Raw genomic sequence first — 24,912 nt, 5'->3', positions numbered from 1 at the left:
AAATGGCTAAAACAAAATCCACTTATTCCTGCACCGAATGCGGCGGCCAGACCTTGAAATGGCAGGGTCAGTGCCCGCATTGCCAAGCATGGAATACGCTCGTCGAAGTAATTGCGGACAAAGTGGCGTCGCGCTTCACCTCCGTATCCGAAACCGGGCAAGTGCAGAATTTGAGTGAGGTGGAGGCGGGTGAGGAGGAGCGTTATTCAACGGGTGTGGCCGAGTTCGATCGGGTATTGGGCGGTGGCCTGGTGCATGGCGGGGTTGTACTGCTGGGGGGAGACCCGGGAATCGGCAAATCGACGCTGCTGCTGCAAGCGCTATGTCATATGTCCGTTATGCGCGACGTGCTGTATGTGAGCGGTGAAGAATCGGCGCGGCAGGTGGCGCTTAGGGCAAAGCGCCTGGCGCTGGACGCAAAGGCGGTACACCTGCTGGCGGAAATCCAGCTGGAGAGAATCCAGGCAGCGCTGACGGAGCGTAAACCCGATATAGCAGTAATCGATTCTATCCAGACCATTTATTCCGATGCCTTGCAATCAGCGCCCGGTTCGGTGGCGCAGGTGCGTGAGTGCGCAGCCCAACTGACTCGGCTTGCCAAGGCAAGCGGCACATGCATTATCCTGGTGGGTCATGTTACCAAGGAGGGCGCGCTGGCCGGACCGCGCGTACTCGAACACATGGTTGATACGGTGCTTTACTTCGAGGGAGATACCCATTCCAGCTTTCGCCTGATCCGCGCATTCAAGAATCGCTTTGGCGCGGTGAACGAACTGGGCGTATTTGCCATGACGGAAAAAGGCTTGCGGGAAGTGAGCAATCCTTCGGCTCTGTTTCTTTCGCACCACGGCGGTCAGGTGCCGGGTTCATGCATAATGGTGACCCAGGAAGGCACCCGCCCATTACTGGTGGAAATTCAGGCTTTGGTGGATGAAGCCCACGCGCCGAACCCTCGACGGCTGAGCGTGGGACTGGAACAGAACAGGTTGGCGATGTTGCTGGCGGTATTACACCGCCACGCTGGCATCGCCTGTTTTGACCAGGATGTGTTTGTTAATGCGGTGGGTGGCGTGAAAATAACAGAGCCGGGCGCGGATCTGGCGGTATTGCTCGCTATTGTTTCTTCCCTCAAGAACAAGCCGCTGCCGGAAAAAATGGTGGTGTTTGGCGAAGTGGGGCTGGCTGGAGAAGTGCGTCCAGTCCAGCGCGGTCTGGAAAGGCTGAAAGAAGCGGCCAAGCTGGGTTTTGTTAAGGCCATCGTTCCCAAGGCTAACCAGCCGAAGCAGGGAATTGCCGGCATCGAGATTATTGCGGTGGAGCGGGTGGACGATGCAGTAGCGAAAATGCGGTGAAAAATACTTTAATGCGCTCCCGTCCGGGGGTTGCCCCCTACAGTTTCAAAGCTGTTTTGGCTGCTACCAAAAAGGTAGATTACGCAAATCCCAGGAGCACAACCAGGGCGCGATTGATGGCCAACAGGGTTTCATCGTCCAAATGTCCAATAACCCCCCCTTATCTTCTCGCAGCGAACGACTCCTCGGAGTTATGTTACTTATAAGCAAGAATACCGTTACAAGCAGCACTTCGATTGATGTGGGTTACACATGAGTGACAGGCGTCGCTTATGGATGCTGGGTATTCTCTCGGTAGGCATGCTGCTGCTTGCAGCCCTTGTTCCGCCAATTCCCCAGCCTGTGGAATATCATCAGTTTGCGGATCAACGCGTCTATTTCGGTATTCCCAATTTCTTCAATGTTGTCTCCAACGGTGCTTTTCTGCTTGTCGGGATCGCAGGTCTGGGTTTCCTAATGGGTTCTGGCGGAGTGGATGCGGCGAAAGCGTTCGTTGAGCCATCGGAACACTGGCCCTACCTGGTTCTCTTCCTCAATGTGGCGATGGCATGCATCGGCTCAGCCTATTACCACCTTGCACCGGGTAACGAGCGATTAATGTGGGACCGGCTGCCGATAGCGATCGGCATAATGGCTCTGCTTGCCGCAACGCTCAACGAGCGCGTCAGCCCAAAGGTAGGGCTGTGGTTACTGCCCGTTCTGATTGCGATCGGCGTGGGAAGCGTAATGCATTGGCATTGGAGCGAACAGCGTGGCGATGGCAATCTGAACTTTTATATCGTTGTGCAGTTCTATTCGCTGCTGGTGATTATTCTGCTCGGGATCTACTTCCGGCCGCGATATACCCACGGGGCTGATATTTATATGGCGCTTGCATTTTATGCAGTCGCCAAATTGGCTGAAATCGGGGATCGGGTAATTTATGATCTTGGACAGGTGATAAGCGGCCATACCATAAAGCATTTGCTAGCCGCCGGCGCCATCTACTGGGTTGTGCGCATGTTGAGAAAACGCAGGCCACTGCCATAAACAGGGCATGTTCCTCCCGCATGACCTAATATGGCTTAGTATATGGGTGTCGAAGAAAAGGAGAGAGCCAAATGCACGTCGCGACATCATACGAGCGGATAGGTGGGGAAACAGTCATACGCCGCCTGGTGGATCGTTTTTACGATCTGATGGATGAGGATCCGGACTATTTCGCCGTCCGCAAGCTTCATCCGCAGGATTTGACCCATTCCCGGCAGAAGCTGTTCATGTTTCTTTGCGGCTGGACGGGCGGTCCGTCCTTATATACCGAAAAATATGGCGAACCGCGCTTGCGTACCCGTCATATGCCTTTTCCTATCGGCGTTCCCGAGCGTGATCAGTGGTTGTCTTGTATGAGCCGCGCAATGGTGGACATCGGACTCGATGAGGAACTACGCAAAAAACTTGACATGGCGTTTGATCAGACAGCGGATTTCATGCGAAATCAGCCGGAGTAGCAACCAATCCCCGCTTTCCGGGTCTTTCTTCTCACATTCTCATGTGATGTTTGGAAAGGTGTGAATAAGGCTATAAGCTGTACATCGTGTCCATTTCGATGGCTGCGCTACGCTCCATCCATCCTGCCTTACCGTCCTGAATGAAAACAAGCGGCCGCATTGTCCCCACTTAATCGGAGAATGCGGCCGCTTGCAGAATGGATCGGCTTATTTGGTTCTGGAATAAGGGCTGGCAGCGCCGCTGTTCCCGAACGAGTTGCTCCGGGTATTTCCGCCGCTATTGCCTCTTGCGCCACCCCGTGTGTTACCCCACGTGTCGCCCCGGCCAGCGCCTGGCGAACGGCTCCGGCTGTCATCCCAATTTCCATTGGCGCTGTTGGCGCTACTGGTATGGCGCGGGCTATCGTTTGACCAGGTACGGCTACGTTTATGGGCGACGCTCGGCGTACTTCTCGATGCTCCGCCTGCGCCGACGCGTGGCTTGAATCGCGGCTCCAGACCGGGCACCTCATGCGATGTGATCCGCTGTCCAGTGAAGCGCTCAATTTTTTTCAGGTTGATTCCGTCCTTCCCAGAAGCGAATGACACCGCGATTCCCGATGCGCCAGCGCGACCGGTACGGCCGATCCGGTGCACATAGTCTTCGGCAAATTTCGGCAGGTCGAAATTGATGACGTGGGTTATCCCTGCCACGTCGATTCCTCGTGCGGCGACATCAGTGGCCACCAGAACGCGCAGCCCACCACCACGAAGCTTGGTAAGCGTGCGGGTACGGTCGCGCTGGTTCATGTCGCCGTGCAGCGCGGCGGCTTCATGCCCCTGCGCGGAAAGGTTGTCCGCCAGCGTATCGGCGTCGCGCTTGGTGGCGGTAAAGACAATGGCCTGTTTCAGCGCCATATCGCGAAGCAGATGATCCAGCAGCCGGTTCTTGTGCGAAATGTCGTCAACATAATGCAGCCGCTGTTCGATGTTATCGAGTTTTGCCTGCTGCGTTGCTATCTGAATGCGCTTGGGCGATTTCAGCAGACGCGCCGCAACATTGTTTATTGCGCTATCCAGGGTGGCTGAGAACAGCAAGGTTTGGCGGGTTGCAGGCGTGGCTGACGCGATTCGCTCTACGTCATCGATGAAACCCATGTCGAGCATGCGGTCGGCCTCATCCAGCACCAGCATTTCAAGGCGCGAAAAGTCGATGCGTCCACGCTGAATGTGATCAATCAAACGACCCGGCGTTGCGACGAGAATATCGACCGGCTGGGAGAGCAGCTTGTTTTGCAGCGGGTAAGGCATTCCACCAAGTATGCTCACCACCCTCACACGCGACAGATGCTTACCATACTTCGCGGCCGCTTCGGATACCTGGAGCGCGAGTTCCCGCGTCGGGGTCAACACCAATACACGCGGCCCACGGCTGTGCACTGCGGAAGGCGTGGCAAGGCGATGCAGTGCCGGCAACATGAATGCGGCGGTTTTGCCGGTGCCGGTCTGCGCTGAAGCCATGATATCGTGCCCCGCCAGCAATTCCGGAATGGCCTGTTCCTGAACGGGAGTGGGTGATGTATATCCCGAGTCGATAATGGCTTTAAGAATGAGTGGGTGAAGATTCAGATTTTCAAAAGACACGTTGTTTTTTCCTATTAAATGAAAAAATATGGTGCATCCATAAATCCGGATTCCGTGGCTTTATGGCATTGCTCAAAAGAATTTTGCCCCTGCATAGAATTACGATGCAGCGCCTCAAAATTGCTTCGCAAAATTCGCGTTGAAGGGTATTGCCCCCAATTCGCATCTGCCTGTCTGCCTGGAACTATTGAATTATAGATACGCCCTAACGCGCGCAAGCAGGATATGACTCCCGGAAACGAATGGGCAAAGTACCGCTGGCGCACATATAAAACATCGCCGCTAACCACGGTGCCGCACAATTTCCGTTGGAGACTTGAAAATCGAAGAGAGGTCAGGAACGATGAACCGAAAAAAGCCCTACAAGATATAAGGGAATTTTATCGAAGCGCGGAGTATACAGGAATCAGAGTCGATATAGAAATTTTTTTATGCAAATAAAAAACAGGCGCGAGCCGAATCTTCGTCCGGCTTCCCACACTTTTCAAGCTCTTTCAAACGTCATGCCATCGCCGGAACCTTTGAGCCGGTAATGATCTCGCGCTTCAGTGCTTCTATCTCCGGCTCGTTCAGGGTCTCGGCCTCGAGCAATATTGCCGCGGTCCGATCAAGCAGTGCCCGGTTCATTTTCAGGATGCCAACTGCACGCTCCAGCGCATTGTCGACGAGTGCGCGTACCGCGTTATCGATGGCGTTTGCGGTTGCCTCGCTGTAATCCCGGCTCTGTGGCATGGGTACGCCAGGCTGGAGAAAGGCGGACCGCTCCCGGTCATAGGCGACGTTGCCCAAGGCGTCGCTCATTCCGTAGCGCAGTACCATGGCACGGGCAAGATCAGTAGCCTTGGCAAGATCGTCCGTCGCGCCCGTCGATACTTCGCCGAACACCACATGCTCTGCCGCCCGTCCGCCCAGCAGCATTGCCATTTTATTTTCCAGTTCCGCGCGCGTCATCAAAAAACGGTCCTCGGTCGGACGTTGAATCGTATAGCCGAGGGCGCCGATCCCGCGGGGAATGATTGAAATCTTGTGCACCTCGTCGGTGCCGGGCAACGCCAGTCCTACCATTGCATGTCCTAATTCGTGAAATGCCACCACACGGCGCTCGTCCGGATTAAGCAGGCGATTGCGTTTCTCGAGGCCGGCGACGATGCGCTCGATTGCGTTATTGAAGTCGCCCATCGTTACCGTCGTACCGTTACGTCTCGTGGCAAGCAGCGCCGCTTCATTGACGAGATTCGCCAGATCCGCACCCGTGAAGCCAGGTGTCAATGCCGCGATCTGCTCCGGCTTCACATCGATATCGAGCTTCACTTTTTTCAGATGCACCGCCAGAATCTGTTCGCGGCCCAATTTATCGGGCCGATCCACCAATACCTGGCGGTCGAATCGGCCAGCGCGCAGCAACGCCGGGTCGAGGACTTCAGGCCGGTTGGTTGCGGCTAGCAGCACCACGCCGCCTTTTGGATCGAAACCGTCCAATTCAGCCAATAGCTGATTCAGCGTTTGCTCCTTCTCGTCGTGGCCACCCATTCCGTATGCACCGCGGGCTCGTCCAAGCGAATCCAGTTCATCGATAAATATGATTGCCGGGGCCATTTGACGCGCCTGCTCGAACAGATCGCGCACCCTGGCTGCGCCGACGCCGACAAACATCTCGACGAATTCCGAACCGGAGATTGAAAAAAAAGGAACATGTGCCTCCCCCGCAACGGCACGCGCCAACAGGGTTTTGCCGGTGCCGGGGGGGCCCACGAGCAGAATTCCCTTGGGTACGCGCCCGCCAAGACGGCTATATCCCGTGGGATCCTTAAGGAAGTTGATGATTTCCACCAGCTCTTCCTTCGCTTCATCGACGCCCGCCACATCCGCGAAAGTAACTTTGGTTTCTTTCTCCACGAACACCTTGGCGCGGCTTTTGCCGATCGACATCAGTCCACCGCCAATGCCGCCTGGATTCATGCGCCGAATGATAAACAACCATATCCCGAAAAAGATTGCCATGGGGACTATCCACGACAGCAGGTCGCGGATCCAGGTACTTTGGATCACCCCGGTATAGGTAACGCTGTGCTCATCCAATTTATCGGCCAACTCGGGTTCGACCCGCGTAGTAACGAAATCCTTGAACCCATCCGAGCCTTCTTCCTTGAGCGTGCCGTAGATATGATTTTCGGTTATCGCGATCTCCGCTATCTTGTCCTGATCCAGCAACGTGTGAAAGCGGCTGTAGGGTATAGGCTCAACCTTCGTATATTGTGAGTACAGATTCTGTATCAGCAAAATGCCGAATACCGCGATGATGATGTACCAGAAGTTGATTTGCGTTTTCTTGTCCATTGAATTCTTCCTTGCTGTGTTCCCTCATAGAGGGACAGTTCGGCGAGCTATTTGTTTCAGCGTAGCACATGGGAACAAACAGGCAAGCGACCGATGGGGCCGAAATTGCGTCATACAAAGACGTGAGAATTCCAGTCATGAAGCAGAGCTCGTTTCTCTGCGGCGCGCCATGAATTTAAACGATATTATAGGCGGGACCTGGACATACTCCAATCGTGCGAGAATTCGGAAAATCAACCCAAGGATTTAAATGCAGGAAATACCCGACTTGATCGCCTGTGAAGAATGCGATGCAATTCACAGCAGGCCAGCGCCAGGTGGCAATGAAGTTGCGATGTGCAGTCGTTGCGGCGCCGAACTGGAGCGCGATATGAGCGCCTATGGCAGACGTGTTTTGCCACTGGCGATTGCCAGTTTCTTTATATACATCATTGCCAATACCTTTCCCATTGTTGAAATGGAGCTTCAGGGTATTGTGAGCCGAACGACGCTCATAGGCGCTGTTTTGTCCTTGAACACCGCGGGCATGCCTTTCGTCGCGTCCCTGGTGCTTGCCACGACTATTCTGTTTCCATTGATACAACTTCTGGTTCTGATTTATTTGCTTGTCTCAGTCACACGATCCGGATATCACCCGGCTTTCAATTTACTGGTGCGCTTGATTCAAACCTTGCAGCCCTGGGTCATGGTGGAAGTGTTTCTGCTCGGCACCATCGTTGCACTCGTCAAACTGACCAATATGGCAACCGTATTGCCTGGCGCTGCGCTATGGGCTTTTGGCGCCCTCACAATCCTTCTTGCAGCCGTGTCTTCCTTTAATCCCCGCTATATCTGGAAGATGGCTTTGTCGAAAAAAGCGGAGAGAAGCCATGTCAGCTAACAACACGCTGAACACAGCGCCAGCCAAACAAACCTTGAAGGGCGAATCAGCCGGGAAAGGGCTGCCCGTCAAGACTGCAGCCAGGCTGGGCATGTTATCGTGTCATCACTGCGCCACCCTGTGGAAAGAAGTGAAGGATCATGATCGCTGCGGGCGTTGCGGTGCAAGGCTGCATGTGCGCAAGCCGGATAGCGTGAACCGAACGTGGGCATTTCTGATTGCGGCCTGCATAATGTATGTTCCCGCGAATACATTGCCTGTCATGACTACCGCCTCTCTATTGGGGGAACAGCCGGACACCATCATGAGCGGCATCATTTATTTCTGGGTTTCCGGTTCATGGATATTGGCGCTCATCGTTTTTATTGCGAGCTTTCTGGTGCCTCTGTTCAAACTGGCAGCCCTGATTCTGCTATTAATAACGGCACAGCGGGGCAGTAACTGGCGTCTTTTGCAACGAGCAAAACTTTATCGCCTTGTTGAAGTGACAGGCCGTTGGTCCATGCTCGATGTTTTTGTCGTAACGCTCCTGGCCGGCCTCGTACAGATCAAAGGTTTCGCCACGGTCTACGCTGGCGCGGGTATAGCCGCTTTCGCCGCGGTGGTGGTGCTGACCATGCTTGCGTCGCTCAGTTTTGATCCCCGTTTGACCTGGGACGCTAATGAAAAGGAATCGCGGAAACGCGCATGAGTGAAGAAAAAACAGGAATAACTAATGACGTGGCGGACGATCTGGCGGAAGCGATACCTGCGCCAGTGAAGGAGCGCCAGCGGGACTGGATTCCCTCGTTAATCTGGCTGATTCCCATAGTCGCGGCCGTTATCGGCATTTCGCTGGCGGTCCAGACATGGGCCCAGCGTGGCCCCGAAATCACGATTACATTTCATTCTGCCGAAGGATTGGAGGCGGGCAAGACAAAGGTCAAGTATAAAGAGGTGGAAATCGGTACTGTGCAGTCCATCACCTTGAGCGAAGATCACGCCCTGGTGCTGGTTACCGTACTATTGAAGAAAGAAGCCAAAAGCTTTACCGCGGCGGACAGCCGGTTCTGGGTGGTGCGCCCAAGGGTCGCCGGCTCTGGCGTATCTGGACTTAGCACGTTGCTGTTCGGGCCTTATATTGGAGCCGACGCCGGTGTTGCAAAAGAGAAAGCAGACCACTTCACCGGCCTGGAAGTGCCGCCGATCGTTACGCGCGACGCCTCGGGCAAACAATATGTTTTACATGCCACCGATATTGGTTCGCTGGACATCGGCTCGCCTGTATATTACCGCCGCATCAAAGTGGGGCAGGTGGCCGCGTACGACCTGGATGACGATGGCAAAGGTATTACCGTACGTATTTTTATTAATGCTCCCTATGACAAATTTGTCGGGATTAATACGCGCTTCTGGCATGCCAGTGGTTTCAACATGCAGGTAAGCGCCAGTGGCTTTACGCTAAATACGCAAGCGCTGGCCACTGTTGTGCTCGGCGGTCTCTCGTTTCAGGCGCCGGAAGACAATCCCGGCACTCCCGCCAAAGAAAATACTGCGTTTGTTCTGGCGGAAAACCAGGCTGAAGCGCTAAGGGAACAGGATGGCCCGGCACAGGTGGTATTGCTGAACTTCAAGCAGTCCGTACGTGGTCTGGCGCCGGGCGCCGAAGTAAGCTTCCGCGGACTGGTATTGGGACAGGTTAAATCGATCGGCATTGAATATGATCCAAAGCAGCAGGAATTCATTATGCCGGTACTGGTCGAAGTTTATCCGGAACGTCTGGGTCGGAAATTCGTCGAATATCAAAGACAGTCAAAATTGACGCCGCAACACCGTTTGCAGTTGATGATCAATCGGGGCTTGGGCGCCCAATTACGAATCGGCAACCTCATTACCGGGCAGGTGTATATTGCCCTCGATTTTTTTCCGAAGGCCGTTCCGGCAAAAAAAGGCAGCACCGAAAATATGGCCGGTTTGGATACGCCCAGCTCATTATTGCAATTGCCGACGATTCCCAGCAGCACTGACGAAATTCAAACGCAGGTTTCAGAGATAGCGCTCAAGTTAAGCAAGGTGCCCTTCGACCAGATTGGCGACGAGTTGCAGCAATCGTTGAAAGTGCTCAAGGAGACACTGGACAGCGCCGGACAGCTGGCGGAGAAATTGAATAATGATGTTGCGCCTGAAATTACCGTGGCGATGCAGGATGTACGTAAGACCCTGAACGCGGCGGAGCGTACGCTGTCCGAAGATGCGCCGCTTCAGCAGGATTTGCGTCAGACGTTACAGGAACTGGCGCGCGCAGCTGCTTCACTTAGAATTTTGACCGACTATTTCGAGCGTCATCCTGAAGCCGTGATTCGGGGTAAGCGGGGAGATAACCAATGACACGCCTGTCACCCATTATGGTCGCCATAATGACAGCATCAATGGCAGCCCTATGGGCTGCTGGCTGTGCGTCAATCCCGGAAACCCGGTTCTACACGCTATCAGCGCCATTCAGGCCACCTTCCGTAGAGGACGGGATGCCACGCTTGGTCACCCCCGCTTATATCGAAGTGATGCCAGTCAGTGTGCCGGAGCGGCTTGCCCGTCCGCAACTCGTTGTGCGTTCTCAGGGTTCCGGGCAGGAAACACAGCTTTTCGTTCTTGAACAGGACCGATGGGCATCGCATTTCAATGACGAGCTGCGTGACGCGTTCGCTGCCGGCATTGCCGGTCAAACCGGGGCGATAAGCGAGACCCGCCGGGCGCATACACCGGATCAGCCTGTCTATCGAATTGCCATCGAGCTTAGCCAATTCGACGCACTAGTTGGCGAGAGGGTAAAGGCAAGGTTTAGCTGGGCGATAACGCGTTTGACCGACGGACGTAGCGCAGCCTGTTATGCAGCGATTTCAGAGCCGGTCGACGGTGGTATCTCGGGCGTGGTAAAGGGCATTCAGCGTGTCGTGTCGACTGCGGTGGAGGATGTATCAAAGAATTTGATCGAAATGGATACAGGCCATCCTGTGACCTGCAAGCCATATAAAACTGTTAATTGATACATTCTCTTGACTAAATGGCGGCGCAACCATTTCCCGTTGGTACCGCACAGGATAGCTTTTCTACATGGTTGCCTCCAGGCAAAAAGAGCGGCTTATAGTCCAGAAGCAGCTTTCCTGGGAACTCCCTTGGGGAACCCTGCGTGGCAAGAATTAGCCCTCCCTTCCGTTTGGACAGTTGCGACGGCGGGCTTGGCTAGGTATTATCCGGTAGCGCCCTTATCGGTTCAGCCGGCCATGCCGTCTCGATTTGATCCCGCAATATCCCTTTATCCCTTTTGCAGTCGATTGTCTGTACGCACCTTCTGAATTCCCGTATTCCAATCGTATACCTGCCACGCAGCTATACCCAAACTCTATTTGACTGCAATCACAAGCGAACATCTCAACGCGTTTGTGGCTCGGTTTTTCTAAGGCGTGATATCCCCCTTGCCATGTCTGTCGCAGAATATTCCACTCTTTCCTGTCCAGGGCGAATATGGATATCAGCGCTCATCCTGCTGCTCATCCTTTTTACGCTAGGGAATGGCAGGGCCGAGGCACAGCAATTTGGCGCCAAAAAAAGTTCGTCACATGTCACTATTTCTGCTCCTGAACCCTTACAGGATTTGTTGAAGAACCACTTTCAACCGCCAATCGCACCGATTCTGGACGAAACCGCGCGCGCCACTTTCATGCGCCGGGCGCAGCGGGAAATAAGCGAGCTTCTCGCTACCGAAGGTTATTTTACTCCTGCCATAAACCTGCATCTCGATCCATCCAATAAAACCCCGGTCTTGCAGGTCATCCCCGGGCCCCGCACATTGGTAACGGAGGTCAGTATCGAATTCAAGGGTGATCTGGCAACTGAAGAACCCGGTCGACGCGCCCGTACTGAAAAGCTGAAAGCTGCCTGGTCTCTGGGTGTTGGCCAGCCATTTCGCTCCCCGGCTTGGGAAGAAGCCAAAGCGATACTGTTATCCAGTGTGGCGGCGGAAGATTATGCCGCGGCGGAGATAGAGGAAAGCAAGGCAGAGGTGGATTCCGCATCTTCCACGGCGCGCTTGTCGGTAATTCTGAATTCCGGACCCGCTTTCCGCTTTGGAGATCTGATGATCAAAGGGCTCAATCGCTATGATCCATCGCTGATCACCGGCCTGGTTCCATTCAAGACAGGCGGTCCCTATCGCCGCGACCAACTGCTTTCGTTCCAGACCAAATTACAGAATTTACCCCAGTTCAGTTCAGTTGCTGTCAACATCGAGCCTGACGCAGCAACCCATCAGGCTGCACCCGTAGAGGTGGTTTTATCGGAAGCTCAGGCGCAGCGTGTGTCAGCCGGCGGAGGCTACAGTTCCAATACCGGCGCGAGAGGCGAACTCAGCTATACAAATAATAACTTTCTGGATCGCGCTTTACGCCTGAATGGCGGGCTGCGCATAGAGCAAAAGCGGCAGACCCTCTCTACTACAATCGATAGTGTGCCTGACCAGGCGGGCCAGTGGTTTTCTTTGGGAGCAGGGGTCGAGAGAACTTTTATACAGGAACTGGAAACCATACGCGAGAAAGCAGGCGTTAGCCGTAATCAACTTTCCGGCAAGGCGGAAACACGGCTGGCCCTGAACTGGCAACGGGAAGACCGGCACCCAACAGGCGGCGTGCAACAGGTCAATCAGACTTTCGTATTGGACGGCCAGTTGCGCTACCGTTCGGTGGACGATCCGCTATTTCCCCGAGATGGCAGCGTAACCGAACTGCGTATTGGGGGCGGAAGCCGGCAATTGCTGTCTGATCAGGATTTTATTCGTACCTATGTAAGGCATCAGTTCTGGTATCCCGTGGGCGACCGCCATGTGCTGTTCATGCGTGGCGAGTTGGGCTATACGTTCGCTCCATCACGTTTCGGCATCCCCCAGGAATACCTGTTCCGCGCCGGGGGCATCCAGTCTGTGCGTGGTTACGCTTTTCAGCGTTTGGGCGTGCGTGAAGGCCAGGCCATAGTGGGCGGCCGTGCAATGGCTACCGGCACCATTGAATACAATCACTGGTTTACACGTGAATGGGGTGCTGCTGTCTTTACCGACATCGGCGATGCGGCCGATACTTTGCGCCGGCTGGACCTGAACGTTGGATATGGCGGCGGCATCCGGTGGCGCAGCCCGGTCGGGCCACTCGCTCTGGATCTTGCTCGGGCACACAACGACGGCAAATTACGTTTGCATTTTTCGATTGCCGTGGCGTTTTGATACCGATGAATTCGACCAACGGACCTCAAACCAGAAATTCAAACAGGAATACCCAGTGGTTTCGGTCTCTGCTGCTGCTTGCTGTTCTCATCATCATCGCGGCCGGCGCTGGCGTCTGGCTGGCAACAACCAAGTCCGGCCTCAGGTGGCTTGGGTCCACGGTATCGCAACTGAGCACAGGCAATATAGTGTTTGAAGGGCTGGACGGCAGGCTATCCGAATCCGTCAACGCCGACATCGTGCGTTTTGAAAGCGATGATCTGCTTGTCGTTGCTCGAAATGTGCAGCTCAGTTGGCAACCTGGTGCCTTGAAGTCGAGGCAACTGAAAATAATTGTGTTGAGAGTGGAAGACGTGGAGATCGTTTCACTTCCTTCGTCAAAACCCGCTTCGCCGTCCGATAACCTGGAATTGCCTTTGTCGTTGCTCGTGCAAAAGGTGGATATCGGCGCGCTGCGCGTATTGCATGAGAAGGGCGGCACGCCGGTTTTTGCGTCGACAGATATTGTAGCGCAATTGAAAAGCGATGGCCGTACACATGAGTTGTCCGAACTGCGTGCCAGTCTCGAGTTTGGCAAATTGATCGCGTCAGGCCGGATAGAGGGCGTCAAGCCTTTCGATCTGCATGCTGAGGCAAAGCTTGCCGGCGTCTCCATACCGGTGCCGCCACAAAAGCCCGGGGTATCGCCCGAAACGTTGGAAGCGAGAATATCGGCTGCCATTACCGGCAACCTGGAGCGGCTCGATGTCGCCCTGGAAGGAAATGGGGCCGGTTTGATGGGGAAAGGGGAGGCGCAACTGCGGCCTTACGCCCCTTTCATCGTCGCTGGGCTGCGGTTGTCGGTGAGCGGGCTTGACCCCCACGTCTTTTCATCCGCTGCTCCCAAAGCCAGTCTTTCATTGCAAGCGGATTTGCGTGAAAACGATGACGGGCAGCTAGAGGGTGACATGAGGGCCAAAAACAGCGCTGCCGCGGCTCTCGACCGAGGCGGCTTGCCTCTGCTCGAGATGCGGGCACATACGATACTTTCGGCCGAATTGCTCCAGCTTGACGATTTAATGTTGATTGCGCCTGGCGATGGCTCGATCTCCGGAAATTTAGCCTGGCAGCATAAACAGGGAACCGTTTCTGCCGACCTGCTGATCAATCGTGTCAATCCCGCCAGGTTGGATACGCGCCTGCGCACGGCGAACATCAACGGGAAGGTAAGACTCAGCGGCGACGCAGCAAACCAGCAGGGCACCTTGTCGCTCCACGACAGAGACAGGGCGTTGCATATGGATGCCGAGGTGGCGAGAAAAGATAACATGCTTGCCCTGGAAAAAATACAGCTCAGACATGGCCGATCCCGGCTTGCAGGGCATGCCACGCTTGGGTTGGCCGGACGGCGAGCATTTGCTTTCGACGGAAGGCTTCAGCACTTCGATGTTTCCGCATTCGTGCAGACACCGCGAACCGATCTGAACGCGACGCTAAAACTGGCAGGCGAATTGGAGCCTGAGGCGGGGGACGGTGCGGCAGGCACAGTTCATTTCACGATGGCGAACAGCCAAGTTGCGGAACAACCCGTGTCCGGCAATGGCCAAATAGAATTTGCGGGCCTTGCTCGGGCTAAAGGAGAAGTGGAATTACGCATCGGTATCAACCAGCTTGTTGCACGCGGCGGTTTTGGCCGCAAGGGCGACCAATTGCGGCTGGAACTTGCCGCACCCGCGCTTGCGCAAATCGGACGCGGATTCAGCGGGTCCCTTACTGCCGAGGCGATATTGGAGAGCAGTTCTATCGATATGGGCAGCAGCAATTTTGAATGGCCGGATATGACCTTTAATGTCAAGGGAGATGACCTCGCGCTTCCTGGTGAACATCATATTGGCAGTTTGGCGGCTGATGGCGCCTTGCATGGTGAGGTCATTGCATTGAAGATCACTGCCGCCGACTATGGAACCGGGACAAAAACCCGCTTGGAGAGCCTGAAGCTGGAAGTGGAAGGCCAAAGATCGCATCACGAAGTGCGAGTTGCCGCTCGTCTGGACGACAACCAGAATCTTGCACTGCGAGTCAGCGGAGAGCTGAGCAAGTCAGGTCAGCAGTGGCGGGATGCGCGCTGGTCCGGCGAATTGTCCAACCTATCGGCTACCGGCCGGTTTCCTTTTCATCTAAAGGCCGCCGCGCCGCTGGAAGTCAGTTCCCGACGCATATCGCTGGGCCCCGCAAATCTTGTCATCGCTGGCGGCGAGGCGCAGATCAGCGCAACTGAATGGAGCCCTCAGAAGTGGAGCAGCAAGGGCCACTTTACCGGGGTGGGATTGCGCGCCGGTGTTGCTGCGGTCAAAGGTGGAGAGAACGGCACTCAAGTGCTTCGTCTGGGCGGCAAATGGGATATCGCAGCGGGTACTCGATTGGAGGGTATCCTTGATGTCAGGCGTGAAAGCGGCGACTGGGTGCTGCCGGCGGACCCGCCGCTTCCCCTGGGTTTGGAGACGCTTCAACTCGTCGCTCATGCCGTGGATGGCAGGTTCACCGGAGAATTGAAGGCGCGAGGAAAGCGTCTGGGCGAGGCAAATGCCAGTGTCTCCTTTCCCATTGCAAAATCAGCCGATTCCGCCATGCATTGGACGGTGCTGCCTGATGCAGCCCTGAAGGGGCATGTATTCGTCAATATGGACGATATTTCCTGGGTTGGACCAGCCATTGACCCCCTCGATAACAACATCAGAAGTGGCGGCCGGATCGCTTTGGAAGCGGATGTAATCGGGACTTTCGGGTCGCCACGGCTGAAAGGCCGGATACGCGGCGATGAGCTGACGATGGCTTTGCTGGAGCAGGGTGTGCGGCTCGAGCAGGGAAAACTGGCGGCAAGTTTCGACCAGGAATCCCTGCATATGGATGTTCTGGAATTTATCGCTCCCCACTTACCCCGGCCCGATGATCCGCTGCTCAAGAACGTGTCACTTGAGAAAGGTCCGGGCAGATTGCGGGCATCGGGCGTCATGGACTTTACGGGTGAGCGTGGCAGTCTGGAAATTACCGCCAGCCTGGTGCCCTTGGCGCAGCGGCCGGATCGCTGGATTATTGCCTCCGGGAGCGGTCGCGCCAGTCTGGAAAACAACGTCCTCACTTTGAGGGGCAGTCTCGCCGCAGATGCCGGTTTACTTGCCCAACCCACGGCCGGGCATCCGCAACTGGCGGACGATGTCATCGTCGTTACTGGACGAGAAACAGCGGACCAGCAGCGACCCGAGCGTAGAGGACTGCGCATAGACACGGAGGCTGGTCTTGATCTCGGCGAGCAATTCCATATACGCGCCTCCGGCCTGGAGGGAAGACTGGTTGGTCAACTGCGTTTGCGCGCCGAGCCTGGGCAGAAACTGCGCGCCACCGGCACGATTACCGCCCGCAATACCAATTTCGAGGCTTATGGCCAGCGTTTGGTCGTAGAGCGCGGTATCGTGAATTTTCAGGGCCCGATAGACGACCCTGCGTTGAATGTGCTTGCTCTGCGCAAGGGATTGCCGGTGGTGGCCGGCGTTGAGGTGACTGGCAGCGTGCGTCACCCCAAGGTGCGATTGGTGTCCACGCCGGTTGTGTCGGATCTGGAAAAACTCTCGTGGATTGCACTGGGCCGCGCTCCGGGCGGGAAAGCAGACGCATCATTATTGCTCGCTGCAGCAGGTTCCATTCTGGGCGGGCAATCCGGCGGGGTCACGGACAAGATCAGTCAGGCGCTTGGCGTGGACGAGTTATCGATACGGCAGGCGGGAAGCGATGCGTTGATGGGGCAGGTGGGTACTATCGGCAAGCGGCTTTCGAAGCGAGCCTATCTGAGCTATGAGCAAGGAATGACGGCGGTGGTCGGCGTAACAAAACTGACCTATACCCTGACGCCTCACATCACGCTTGTAACGAGGGCTGGTTTTGATAATGCGATAGACCTGCTTTACACGTTACGTTTTGATTGAGGCTGACATTCCTCGCTCCATTAGCGAAACCTGACTCCTCATTTGCTATCGGTGGATTTGATTGTAGCACGGCATTGATAATGCCCGGATGTGCTTGACACTTTGCGCGGGTTTGCGCTACTTTCAAATTGACCAGGGCGGAAATTGCCCTTCTTCTCCCGAATCAATAGCTCATCGGTGGAAATATGGTAACAGCGGATCAGATTGTTAACACCGCGGTTGAACTCGGCGAACAGAAATCCTGGGAAGCCGTGCGCCTGCACGACGTGGCGGCGGCGCTGGAGATTACACTGGACGATGTGCACGCGCATTTTCGCGAAAAAGAGGACATTGTCGATGCCTGGTTCGAGCGCGCCGATAGAGCCATGCTCAAAATCACGCAAGCCCCCAACTTTCCCTACCTGACACCGCGTCAGCGCCTGCATAAGTTAATCATGACATGGCTTGGAGCGCTTTATCCTTATCGCAAGACAACCAGGGAAATGATCTACGGCAAATTGGAGCCGGGGCATATTCATGTCCAGGTTCCCGGATTGATGCGCATAAGCCGCACTGTCCAATGGATGCGCGAGGCCGCTGGCCGGGACGCGACTTACATCCGGCGAGCGATGGAGGAAACGGCGCTCACCACGATTTATCTGGCCACTTTTTTTCGCTGGATGAACGATGACTCTTCCGGTGCGACCAGAACCAGCAGGTTTCTGGACGGATGCCTTCTTATGGCTGAGAACCTGGACCGCATGGCCCGGTTTACTCGACGTGGCTCGGGGGACAGAATGGACAGCGAAAAAATGCCGCAAAGTATCTGAGTTCTCCCCTCTCAGGCGGAATCAGTTATTGCGTCTCCGTTTTCAGGCTGCATGGCGTACCATAATCCTCAACGAAATATCCTGATCACAGACGGCAACGAGGCGTTTGCGATGAGGCTCGGGCACTTTCCTATCCAGTAGCCGAGCTGTTAGCGCCAGGCGAACACCGCAGAAGCACCGCCGATCGCGGCGAAGGCCTGCGGTATGGTAAAGAATTGCATTTACGCTCTGGTGGCCCTTGAAACTCCGGTGGCCATTGCTCATCTCATTTACAACAATTTCTGGGCCGGTCTCATGAAATATCCAACGTAGCAACGTGGATACGCTGACCCATGCTTTGAGCGGCGCATTGCTGGCGCGGGCAACTGCCCCGGAAGGTCATCATGCAGGCCAGCTGACGACACGTGCGCGTATGACGGTCGGGTTTGTAGCAGCCGCGTTTCCCGACTGCGACTTTGTGCTGCGCCTGTTTGATACGCTTACGTATGTAAGCCTGCATCGGGGCGTCACTCATTCGATCATCCTTTTGCCTGTCTGGGCATTGCTGGTGGCCTGCCTGCTTTCCGTCCTTACACATCGGCGCTATTCATGGCAGGCTATATTCGGTACGGCTGCCCTGGGTATTGCCATTCATATCGCGGGGGATGTTTTCACCGCTTACGGCACAATGCTGCTAATGCCTTTTTCCAGCCATCGTTTCGCAATTCCCTTCACGTTTATAATCGACCCATACTTCACCGGAATTATTGCGATGGGGCTGGCGGTTGTCATGATCAAGCCGCAAAAGAGACATGCGGCTGTCATCGCCTGCCTGGCACTGGGATGCTATGTAGGGTTTCAGGGCATTCTGCATTCGCGTGCTGTCACCATTGGCGAGACATACGCGGAGAATCACGGATTAATGGAAGCGGAAGTTCACGCCTTCCCTCAACCACTGTCGCCTTTCAACTGGAAGATCATCGTCAGCCATGAAGGCGACTATGACGTCGCACATATCAAGCTGTGGCGTACACAAAGCCGGCAGGTACCGGACCCGGAAAGCGGGTTGCTGGGCATGTTGGGAAGGATAACCGCGAGCTACCAGCCTGTTTCGGCAGCCGCATGGGTGCGCCGGAAACGGTTTGGAGAAACAGAATTCGAGAATGTTCTTGCCCGCGAAGCATGGGGGCAGGAGATTTTCGTGCGATTCCGCGAGTTCGCGGCTTTCCCCGTTCTCGATCAAATCGAGCCCCGCGGAAGGGACGTTTGCGTCTCATTTTTCGACCTGCGTTTTACCGTTCCCTCGCTTCCCCCGTCTTTGGTATTCGGCCTTTGCCGCGACAACGCCACCAGCTCCTGGCAGCTCGATGACAGCGGTCTCTTCGGAAGAGACTGACGCGAAATCCCTAAAGCGTACAAACCAGATCCCAAATACTCCTCCTTCAGTATCTTTTGTTAACTGAGAGATATCGGCATAAATCCCCGGATTTGCCCGCTCAGCAATTGATATTGCCGCTGATCCGGTTATGTGCAGCTGCCCGAACCGTCAATTTTTATCCCGACCAGAACTTTCTCGCGCGCCGATATCGGTAGCAGCGGTGATGAGCGCGAGCTCAGCCCTTCCCGGAAACATCCACTAAAGTTGACATTGATCAAGGTTTCGTTTGCTTGCGCGCACTACGATTCGATCTTGCCGCGAAGGTGGCGAGCGGAAGGTATCAACTGACCGGTTTTTCAGGAGCAATTCTCCCTGGTGAGGTTTCAGGCGACTTGTAATCGCCTGGATAGCTTGTATTTCTATGACCTGCAGGTCCTGATATGTTAAAAAATGCCCCTGAAAAGACATCCTCAACCGCGGAATCAGCCAATGTGCCAACTGATTGCAAAAATTGCGGCGCCTATCAGTTATGTATGTCCCTGGCTGAAAACCGGCGATTCATCACTGCTTGAGCGCGTCGTCAAGAAAAAGCAGGTGTTCAAACGCGGGGAAGTCCTGTACCGCATGGGGCAACCCGTGGAGCACATGTAGGTCATTGGGGGCGGGTCGGTCAAGACCAGTGTCAGCACCGAAGACGGACAGGTACAGGGGTGGATTCTAATTCCAACTGCACCACTGCTTAAATCTTAAGCGGACATGAAGAGTAAGTCTGATAGTGTGAGAAGTGCAACCCACCCACACACCAGGAGAGACCCTCATGCCCTACATGCAGCTTACCTCAGAAGAGCGTTACGTTATATACCATCTCAAGTTGTTCAAACTCAGCCTGCGAGAAATTGCACGCCGCCTGGGTCGGCATCACACCACCATCAGCCGTGAGATTCAACGCAATGGACCCGTTATCTCAAGTTGGGTATATTGGCATGAAGGTGCCCAGCAACGAGCGCTGCAACGTAGAAGGCAGCCACGTCACCATCGACGCCGCGCTTATACCCCGCTGGTGCGCTATGTTGAGCAAAGTATGCGGGCAGAAAGATCACCGGATGTCATCGCCGCCCGGCTGAAGATGGAATATCCGGACGATATCAGGATGCGCGTTAGCATTGAGACGGTCTATCGCTGGGTTTATCGCGATGCGCATCAAGGAGGGCAGCTTTTTAGTTTCCTGTGCCGCAGTCACAAGAAGCGTCGCAAGCAGCGCCGTTATGGAACAGGACGCGGCCTGATTCCAGGACGCATCAGTATTGATGCACGCCCTGACTCAGTTGCCGCGCGTCAACGTTTCGGCGACTGGGAGGGCGATACCGTAGAGGGCGCAAAAGGCAGCGGACACATCACCACACACGTTGAACGCAAGAGCCGCTATCTGATCGCAGCCAAGCTTGCCAACAAGACGGCGACAGTGACGTCTGCTGCGGTCACCGCTGCATTCAGACCCATCCCCAGAGCGCTACGGCATACGCTGACGCTGGATAACGGTAAGGAATTCACTCGCTTTCGTGATATTGAAAAGTGCACAGGCCTGGCGATTTATTTCGCCGACCCGTATTCAGTCTGGCAACGCGGAACCAACGAAAACACAAATGGCTTGTTGCGAAGATATTTCCCAAAAGGCTCAGACTTTAGAAATGTAACCCCGAAAAAACTTGCAGCCACCGTGAAAATCCTGAATCATCGACCCCGCAAGTGCCTCGGCTACCGGACTCCTCATGAGGTCTTCCTGGAAGCTAAGCTTGGTGCAGTTGGAAAGTGAATTCACCCCCCATTGATCTTTTGTTTCTCTGGGGCGATTTGCGCCAGGGCAGCGCCAGAATATCGGACACTGCTTGATCCACATGGGTGACAGGCACGACTCGGTCGTAGCCAATAATGAGGAAACGGGTTCGACTGGAAACAACAAACAGGTCTGCAAAAAGAAAACCCCGCTGTCAAAAAAACAGCAGGGAAAATTTGGTTTCGCCCTTGACACGGGGGCGGCTAATGGGTGACCTCATTGATCGCAATGGGCCATACTGCCAGAACCATCTTGCACGGCATTGAGCTTATGCACATGATCAAGAAAGGTCAGATGGTTTCTGGCTATGGCCAAAATCTGTCTGCCGCAGAACAATTTTATTTGTTGGCTACCTAAAAATCAGGTTGGAACAGACAAGCTGCACTCGAAAAAAACCAACGCAACAGAGCGTGACATGGAAAAGGATCGGGAATGTATCCAATCCATCGTTGCCTGGCCCTGGATTATAAATTCACTTCTGAAATAGAAATGGAATTACATTATTTTTAGTAAGAGAGATTCCCGTTGTTGTTGTTGATGCCGCTTAGCGGAATTGTAGTAGCATTTGCGCCTCCTGCTGCAGTGCGGCAAATAGCAGACAACATAGCACCGGAAGCGGTCGCGCTGATTTGGATATTGCCACAACTTTGTTGGAATGTGCTAGCGCCAGAGCCGCTGGTGAGCTGTCCATTTTGATTGGAAATACCCATAATTACCAATTTGGTGTTATTGGGGGTGCCAGCCGCAGTAAGGCAGGTAGCCTGAACTGCCGCATCATTGCCAGAATAAGTAAAGGTGATATTGGAACAGGTGTTTTGGAAAGTGCTGCTGGCTGCCATGGCAGTGCCTGTGCTAGCTGCACAAAGTAAAGCGGAAATCAATAAAGTTTTATGTTTCATATCTTTCTCCAAAAAATAAATAGGCTGCTTGCAAGTTATCTGCAAGCCGAGTATAAGAAAAATAAACGCTCTTTTTCTTAGAAAAAAGAGTACAGGAAAGCGGATTTTTTTAAACTAGGAAATAAGTGGTAAAAATAGGCTTATTCGATGGAATGCCAGACACTTTAACAAGCGATCAATAATTTAAAAAATTTGCGTTCAATCGGCAGCAACAATTGCTGGATTTAGATCAATTTCTGCCTTTCAGGCGAAAGGCGCGCAGGCAATCATCAAGGGCATTTCCCCAGTGGCCTGGCAGCACATCAATCTGTTTGGAAATTTTGAATTCAGCCCGTCAATGTCAAAGATTGACATTGACGCCTTGGTTGCACGCTATGCCGATCCGTCATGCTGGAGCAAGGCGTTACGAGAAGAAGGCGAGCCCCCTTTAAGCTAATTTTACATTTTTGGCGGGATGGGCAATATTAGCCAAGCTTGCCGACAAGACGGCGACGGTGACGTCTGCTGCGGTCACTGCTGCATTCAGGCCCATACCCAGAGCGCTACGGCATACGCTGACACTGGACAACGTGCTAAATCAAAAGTCAAGATGGTCATTTGGGTAAAGCGTTCCCGACTGGCAAATTGCCGGTTTTTTAAATAACTAATAACGCAGCACCGAGCGGCTTCCGCATAAAACAAGATGTACTCTTACCATAGTGACACAAGGTCCCATCCTGGATGGGCCTTCACTGTGCTTAAAACAGAGTTGATTCCAAGCGGAAGATCCGAGCCTTATCTACGAGGTCGAAATCGCCTCTACGGCTCGTGTGAAGGGATTCTTCCGCTTGGTTCCATTGCCTCAATGAAGCGGCAATAGTCAGTACCGGTCTTGATCAGACCGTAGGCGACGCGTGCGACTTTGGCCGCGACAGCCGTGTAAGCTTTACGTTTGCGATCCGGACGTCTTAAATCCCCGCCTTCAGCCAGAATGAGAAGTGCCAGAATGGGCACAATGCCGGGAATGGTCTGAAGATGAAGATAATCGGGATGACCTGCCAGCTTCTGAGAGGCCAGCTCCTCGATTTGGCTTCGCAACTTGCAGCAATCCAGGTATTCCATGAGAACCGGGCGAAACATAGCCATCGCCGCAGTATCTTCTTCGACGGGCAACCCCACACTGTTCCTTGCCGTTTCATAATAATCGGACAGCCACCGGGACTTGTCGCGTTTGCCGCCGCCCGTTTCACGAGCCTGTAAGATGAAATCCTCCTTGGCGTATTTCAATATCGCTGCCGGGCAGGGCGCGAGCAGGAGCAAATTTCCGAACCATTGAGCTCGTGAATTATGATAGTAGCGTTGCGCCTCGGGAAAGTAGAGCGGCAGGTAATGATTCAAAATGCTGTGCAGCAGCTTTGTCTTGCGCAGACTGACCTGCTGGTAAGTATTGGCGATCTCCTGCAGATCGTTATAGTTGTTGACCAAAGGGTCGTGGTAAATCTGCGTTGCGCCGGTCTTTAGCAGGTGAAGGATTACTTGGGCATCCTTCGCGTCATTCTTGTCCCAGGTGTTATAGAGCGCTTCCCGGGTCCTGGCGGTTGCAATCGATGATACCAGGTGAAGCTTGAACCCTTTGGTATGAAGGAAGTTCGCCAGTATGCGATGGTAATCGCCAGTGGCTTCGAAAGCGATGTGGCAAGGCAGCTCCAGACCGCTCAGATAGGCCGCAAAACGATCGAAACCTGCCTTGTGATTGCTTATCCTGAACCCTTTGCGCCGTCCGTCCGGAAGTTCCAGCAACACGTCGTGCCTTTCCTTTGAAATATCAATCGCTACCCAAACCTTCGGCTGTATGTCTACAATTGATTGGGTCATGGCTGACAAGCTCCTCTAAAAAGAATCGTGGAACATTCATTTTAAGGAATAGCTTGCCCAGCTATGACCACTTCGGATTAAGGTACTACGGTAAGGAATTCACTCGCTTTCGTGATATTGAAAAGTGCACAGGCCTGGCGATTTATTTCGCCGACCCGTATTCAGTCTGGCAACGCGGAACCAACGAAAACACAAATGGCTTGTTGCGAAGATATTTCCCAAAAGGCTCAGACTTTAGAAATGTAACCCCGAAAAAACTTGCAGCCACCGTGAAAATCCTGAATCATCGACCCCGCAAGTGCCTCGGCTATCGGACTCCTCATGAGGTCTTCCTTGAGGCTAAGCTTGGTGCGGTTGGAAAGTGAATTCACCAGGTAATAGGTTTTCACGTGGAGGGAGAACTGCTGGGGCTGAATGCTATCGAGAGCAGGGAATACCACTGCGAAGCTCGGGCAATGGGCATCACCTCGGTTTGCGAGGTGTCGATTGATCGTTTTGAAGAATTGGCCAAAAATGATCCCTCCATTCAATATGAAGTTCTCAAGATCATGAGTGCGGAAATCCGGCACAGTCATCAATTGCTGACGCTGCTCGGTAAACACAATGCCGAGGAGCGCCTGGCCACCTTTTTGCTCCGCCTGTCAAGGCAGTTTGCGAAGCGTCATTGTTCATCCACCGAATTCAATCTGAGCATGTCCCGGAGCGATATAGGCAACCATCTAGGAATCGCGGAGGAAACCGTGTGCCGCGTGTTTGCGCGCTTTCAGGATGACGATATCATCAGCAGTGCATATCGGCATATCAAACTCAACGACCTGAAGCGTTTGCAGCAGATCGCCAATCATCAACCAGCATAGGCACCGCTGGCGCCGCTATTTTTCCTGGTCAGCGTTTGGGCCTGGGTCGTTCGAGCCTCAATCTTTTTCCAGTCAAATTTCATTCTATAACAAATGGTTGGCTCGAGGTGATCAACCTATTCCAGCAAGAGTTGCAGGAAGATGACATTCGCGTATTGCGGCACAATACCCTTTTTCGGCTGGATATTGGATATTGGATATTGGATATTGGATATTGGATATGCGCCAGCCTGATAATTGGATCGCGGACGAACGATAGGGGAAGAAGTCTGTCATAGAGATGCAGCGGCAGCGCAAGCAGACGCAGACGCTTAAAAGTAACGTGAGCAGCGCAAGCAGACTTTTGAGCGTAACGTGATTTTCACAATAATGTGATAAATCTGTTCATCCCGCAGGTTTTGTCTGCTTTCTATCCG

18 protein-coding genes and 2 pseudogenes are annotated in these 24,912 nt (G+C 54.0%); 16 read left to right on the top strand and 4 right to left on the bottom strand.

The annotated features are described in order from the left end of the window. Positions 1-2: 2 nt before the first annotated feature. The 3 genes from radA to BMX66_RS03970 all read left to right on the top strand — a co-directional run bounded on the left by radA (position 3) and on the right by BMX66_RS03970 (position 2,839). Positions 3-1,352, top strand: a complete 1,350-nt coding sequence (gene radA, locus BMX66_RS03980) for a DNA repair protein RadA (protein ID WP_090878573.1) — start codon at positions 3-5, stop codon at positions 1,350-1,352. Positions 1,353-1,604: 252 nt separating this feature from the next. Continuing rightward, a complete protein-coding gene (locus tag BMX66_RS03975; protein WP_255398798.1) occupies positions 1,605-2,381 on the top strand; it encodes an alkaline phytoceramidase in 777 nt (258 codons plus the stop codon). 71 nt (positions 2,382-2,452) lie between these two features. Continuing rightward, entirely contained in the window at positions 2,453-2,839 is a 387-nt protein-coding gene (locus tag BMX66_RS03970; RefSeq protein ID WP_090878571.1) for a group II truncated hemoglobin, read from the top strand. Between the two features lie 207 nt (positions 2,840-3,046). On the opposite strand, the gene BMX66_RS03965 is transcribed toward BMX66_RS03970, so the two are convergent. Then, on the bottom strand, positions 3,047-4,462 hold the full coding sequence (locus BMX66_RS03965) for a DEAD/DEAH box helicase (protein WP_090878569.1): 1,416 nt from the start codon (positions 4,460-4,462) through the stop codon (positions 3,047-3,049). A gap of 501 nt (positions 4,463-4,963) precedes the next feature. Beyond that, entirely contained in the window at positions 4,964-6,799 is a 1,836-nt protein-coding gene (ftsH, locus tag BMX66_RS03955) for an ATP-dependent zinc metalloprotease FtsH (RefSeq protein WP_090878565.1), read from the bottom strand. Positions 6,800-7,049: 250 nt separating this feature from the next. Here ftsH and BMX66_RS03950 point away from each other — a divergent pair, with 250 nt between their 5' ends. The 11 genes and pseudogenes from BMX66_RS03950 to BMX66_RS15965 form a co-directional block, all read left to right on the top strand. After that, positions 7,050-7,679 carry a paraquat-inducible protein A gene (locus BMX66_RS03950; RefSeq protein ID WP_090878563.1) on the top strand — a complete coding sequence of 210 codons (630 nt, stop codon included), beginning with the start codon at positions 7,050-7,052 and terminating at the stop codon, positions 7,677-7,679. 91 nt (positions 7,680-7,770) lie between these two features. After that, complete coding sequence (locus tag BMX66_RS03945) at positions 7,771-8,370, top strand: paraquat-inducible protein A (protein ID WP_255398838.1); 600 nt, start codon at positions 7,771-7,773, stop codon at positions 8,368-8,370. Beyond that, positions 8,367-10,046: a PqiB family protein gene (locus BMX66_RS03940; protein WP_090878559.1), complete on the top strand. Its 1,680-nt coding sequence runs from the start codon at positions 8,367-8,369 to the stop codon at positions 10,044-10,046. The genes BMX66_RS03945 and BMX66_RS03940 overlap by 4 nt, the downstream gene beginning before the upstream one ends. After that, positions 10,043-10,702: a PqiC family protein gene (locus tag BMX66_RS03935; RefSeq protein WP_090878556.1), complete on the top strand. Its 660-nt coding sequence runs from the start codon at positions 10,043-10,045 to the stop codon at positions 10,700-10,702. Before BMX66_RS03940 ends, BMX66_RS03935 begins: the two co-directional genes overlap by 4 nt. Before the next feature lie 434 nt (positions 10,703-11,136). Beyond that, a complete protein-coding gene (locus BMX66_RS03930) occupies positions 11,137-12,927 on the top strand; it encodes an autotransporter assembly complex protein TamA (protein WP_090878554.1) in 1,791 nt (596 codons plus the stop codon). A 5-nt stretch (positions 12,928-12,932) separates the two neighbouring features. Further along, entirely contained in the window at positions 12,933-16,886 is a 3,954-nt protein-coding gene (locus BMX66_RS03925) for a translocation/assembly module TamB domain-containing protein (RefSeq protein ID WP_090878552.1), read from the top strand. Positions 16,887-17,071: 185 nt separating this feature from the next. After that, complete coding sequence (locus BMX66_RS03920) at positions 17,072-17,695, top strand: TetR/AcrR family transcriptional regulator (RefSeq protein WP_090878550.1); 624 nt, start codon at positions 17,072-17,074, stop codon at positions 17,693-17,695. A 316-nt stretch (positions 17,696-18,011) separates the two neighbouring features. Then, positions 18,012-19,070, top strand: a complete 1,059-nt coding sequence (locus BMX66_RS03915; RefSeq protein WP_158593378.1) for a metal-dependent hydrolase — start codon at positions 18,012-18,014, stop codon at positions 19,068-19,070. 471 nt (positions 19,071-19,541) lie between these two features. After that, complete coding sequence (locus BMX66_RS03910; RefSeq protein WP_255398797.1) at positions 19,542-19,703, top strand: hypothetical protein; 162 nt, start codon at positions 19,542-19,544, stop codon at positions 19,701-19,703. 166 nt (positions 19,704-19,869) lie between these two features. Next, positions 19,870-20,865 (top strand): IS30 family transposase, encoded by a 996-nt coding sequence (locus BMX66_RS03905; RefSeq protein WP_090878546.1) that lies wholly within the window; start codon positions 19,870-19,872, stop codon positions 20,863-20,865. A 261-nt stretch (positions 20,866-21,126) separates the two neighbouring features. Continuing rightward, positions 21,127-21,243: pseudogene (locus tag BMX66_RS15965) on the top strand (IS6 family transposase); the annotation flags it as partial. Between the two features lie 149 nt (positions 21,244-21,392). On the opposite strand, the gene BMX66_RS03900 reads toward BMX66_RS15965, so the two are convergent. Further along, on the bottom strand, positions 21,393-21,785 hold the full coding sequence (locus tag BMX66_RS03900; RefSeq protein ID WP_025039500.1) for a mannose-binding lectin: 393 nt from the start codon (positions 21,783-21,785) through the stop codon (positions 21,393-21,395). 778 nt (positions 21,786-22,563) lie between these two features. Continuing rightward, a pseudogene (locus BMX66_RS03895) lies at positions 22,564-23,639 on the bottom strand (transposase). Here BMX66_RS03895 and BMX66_RS03890 point away from each other — a divergent pair. Together BMX66_RS03890 and BMX66_RS03885 are read left to right on the top strand one after the other, a co-directional pair. After that, positions 23,582-24,004 carry an IS30 family transposase gene (locus tag BMX66_RS03890; RefSeq protein ID WP_121169251.1) on the top strand — a complete coding sequence of 141 codons (423 nt, stop codon included), beginning with the start codon at positions 23,582-23,584 and terminating at the stop codon, positions 24,002-24,004. The pseudogene BMX66_RS03895 and the gene BMX66_RS03890 sit on opposite strands and share 58 nt — an antisense overlap. A gap of 24 nt (positions 24,005-24,028) precedes the next feature. Beyond that, a complete protein-coding gene (locus BMX66_RS03885; RefSeq protein WP_255398796.1) occupies positions 24,029-24,496 on the top strand; it encodes a helix-turn-helix domain-containing protein in 468 nt (155 codons plus the stop codon). Positions 24,497-24,912: the final 416 nt, after the last annotated feature.

The sequence above is a fragment of the Nitrosovibrio sp. Nv6 genome (genome assembly GCF_900110495.1).
In the GTDB taxonomy this organism is placed as follows: Bacteria; Pseudomonadota; Gammaproteobacteria; order Burkholderiales; family Nitrosomonadaceae; genus Nitrosospira.
The sequence above is the reverse complement of the archived record's forward strand: the minus strand, read 5'-3'. Positions and strand labels throughout refer to the sequence as shown.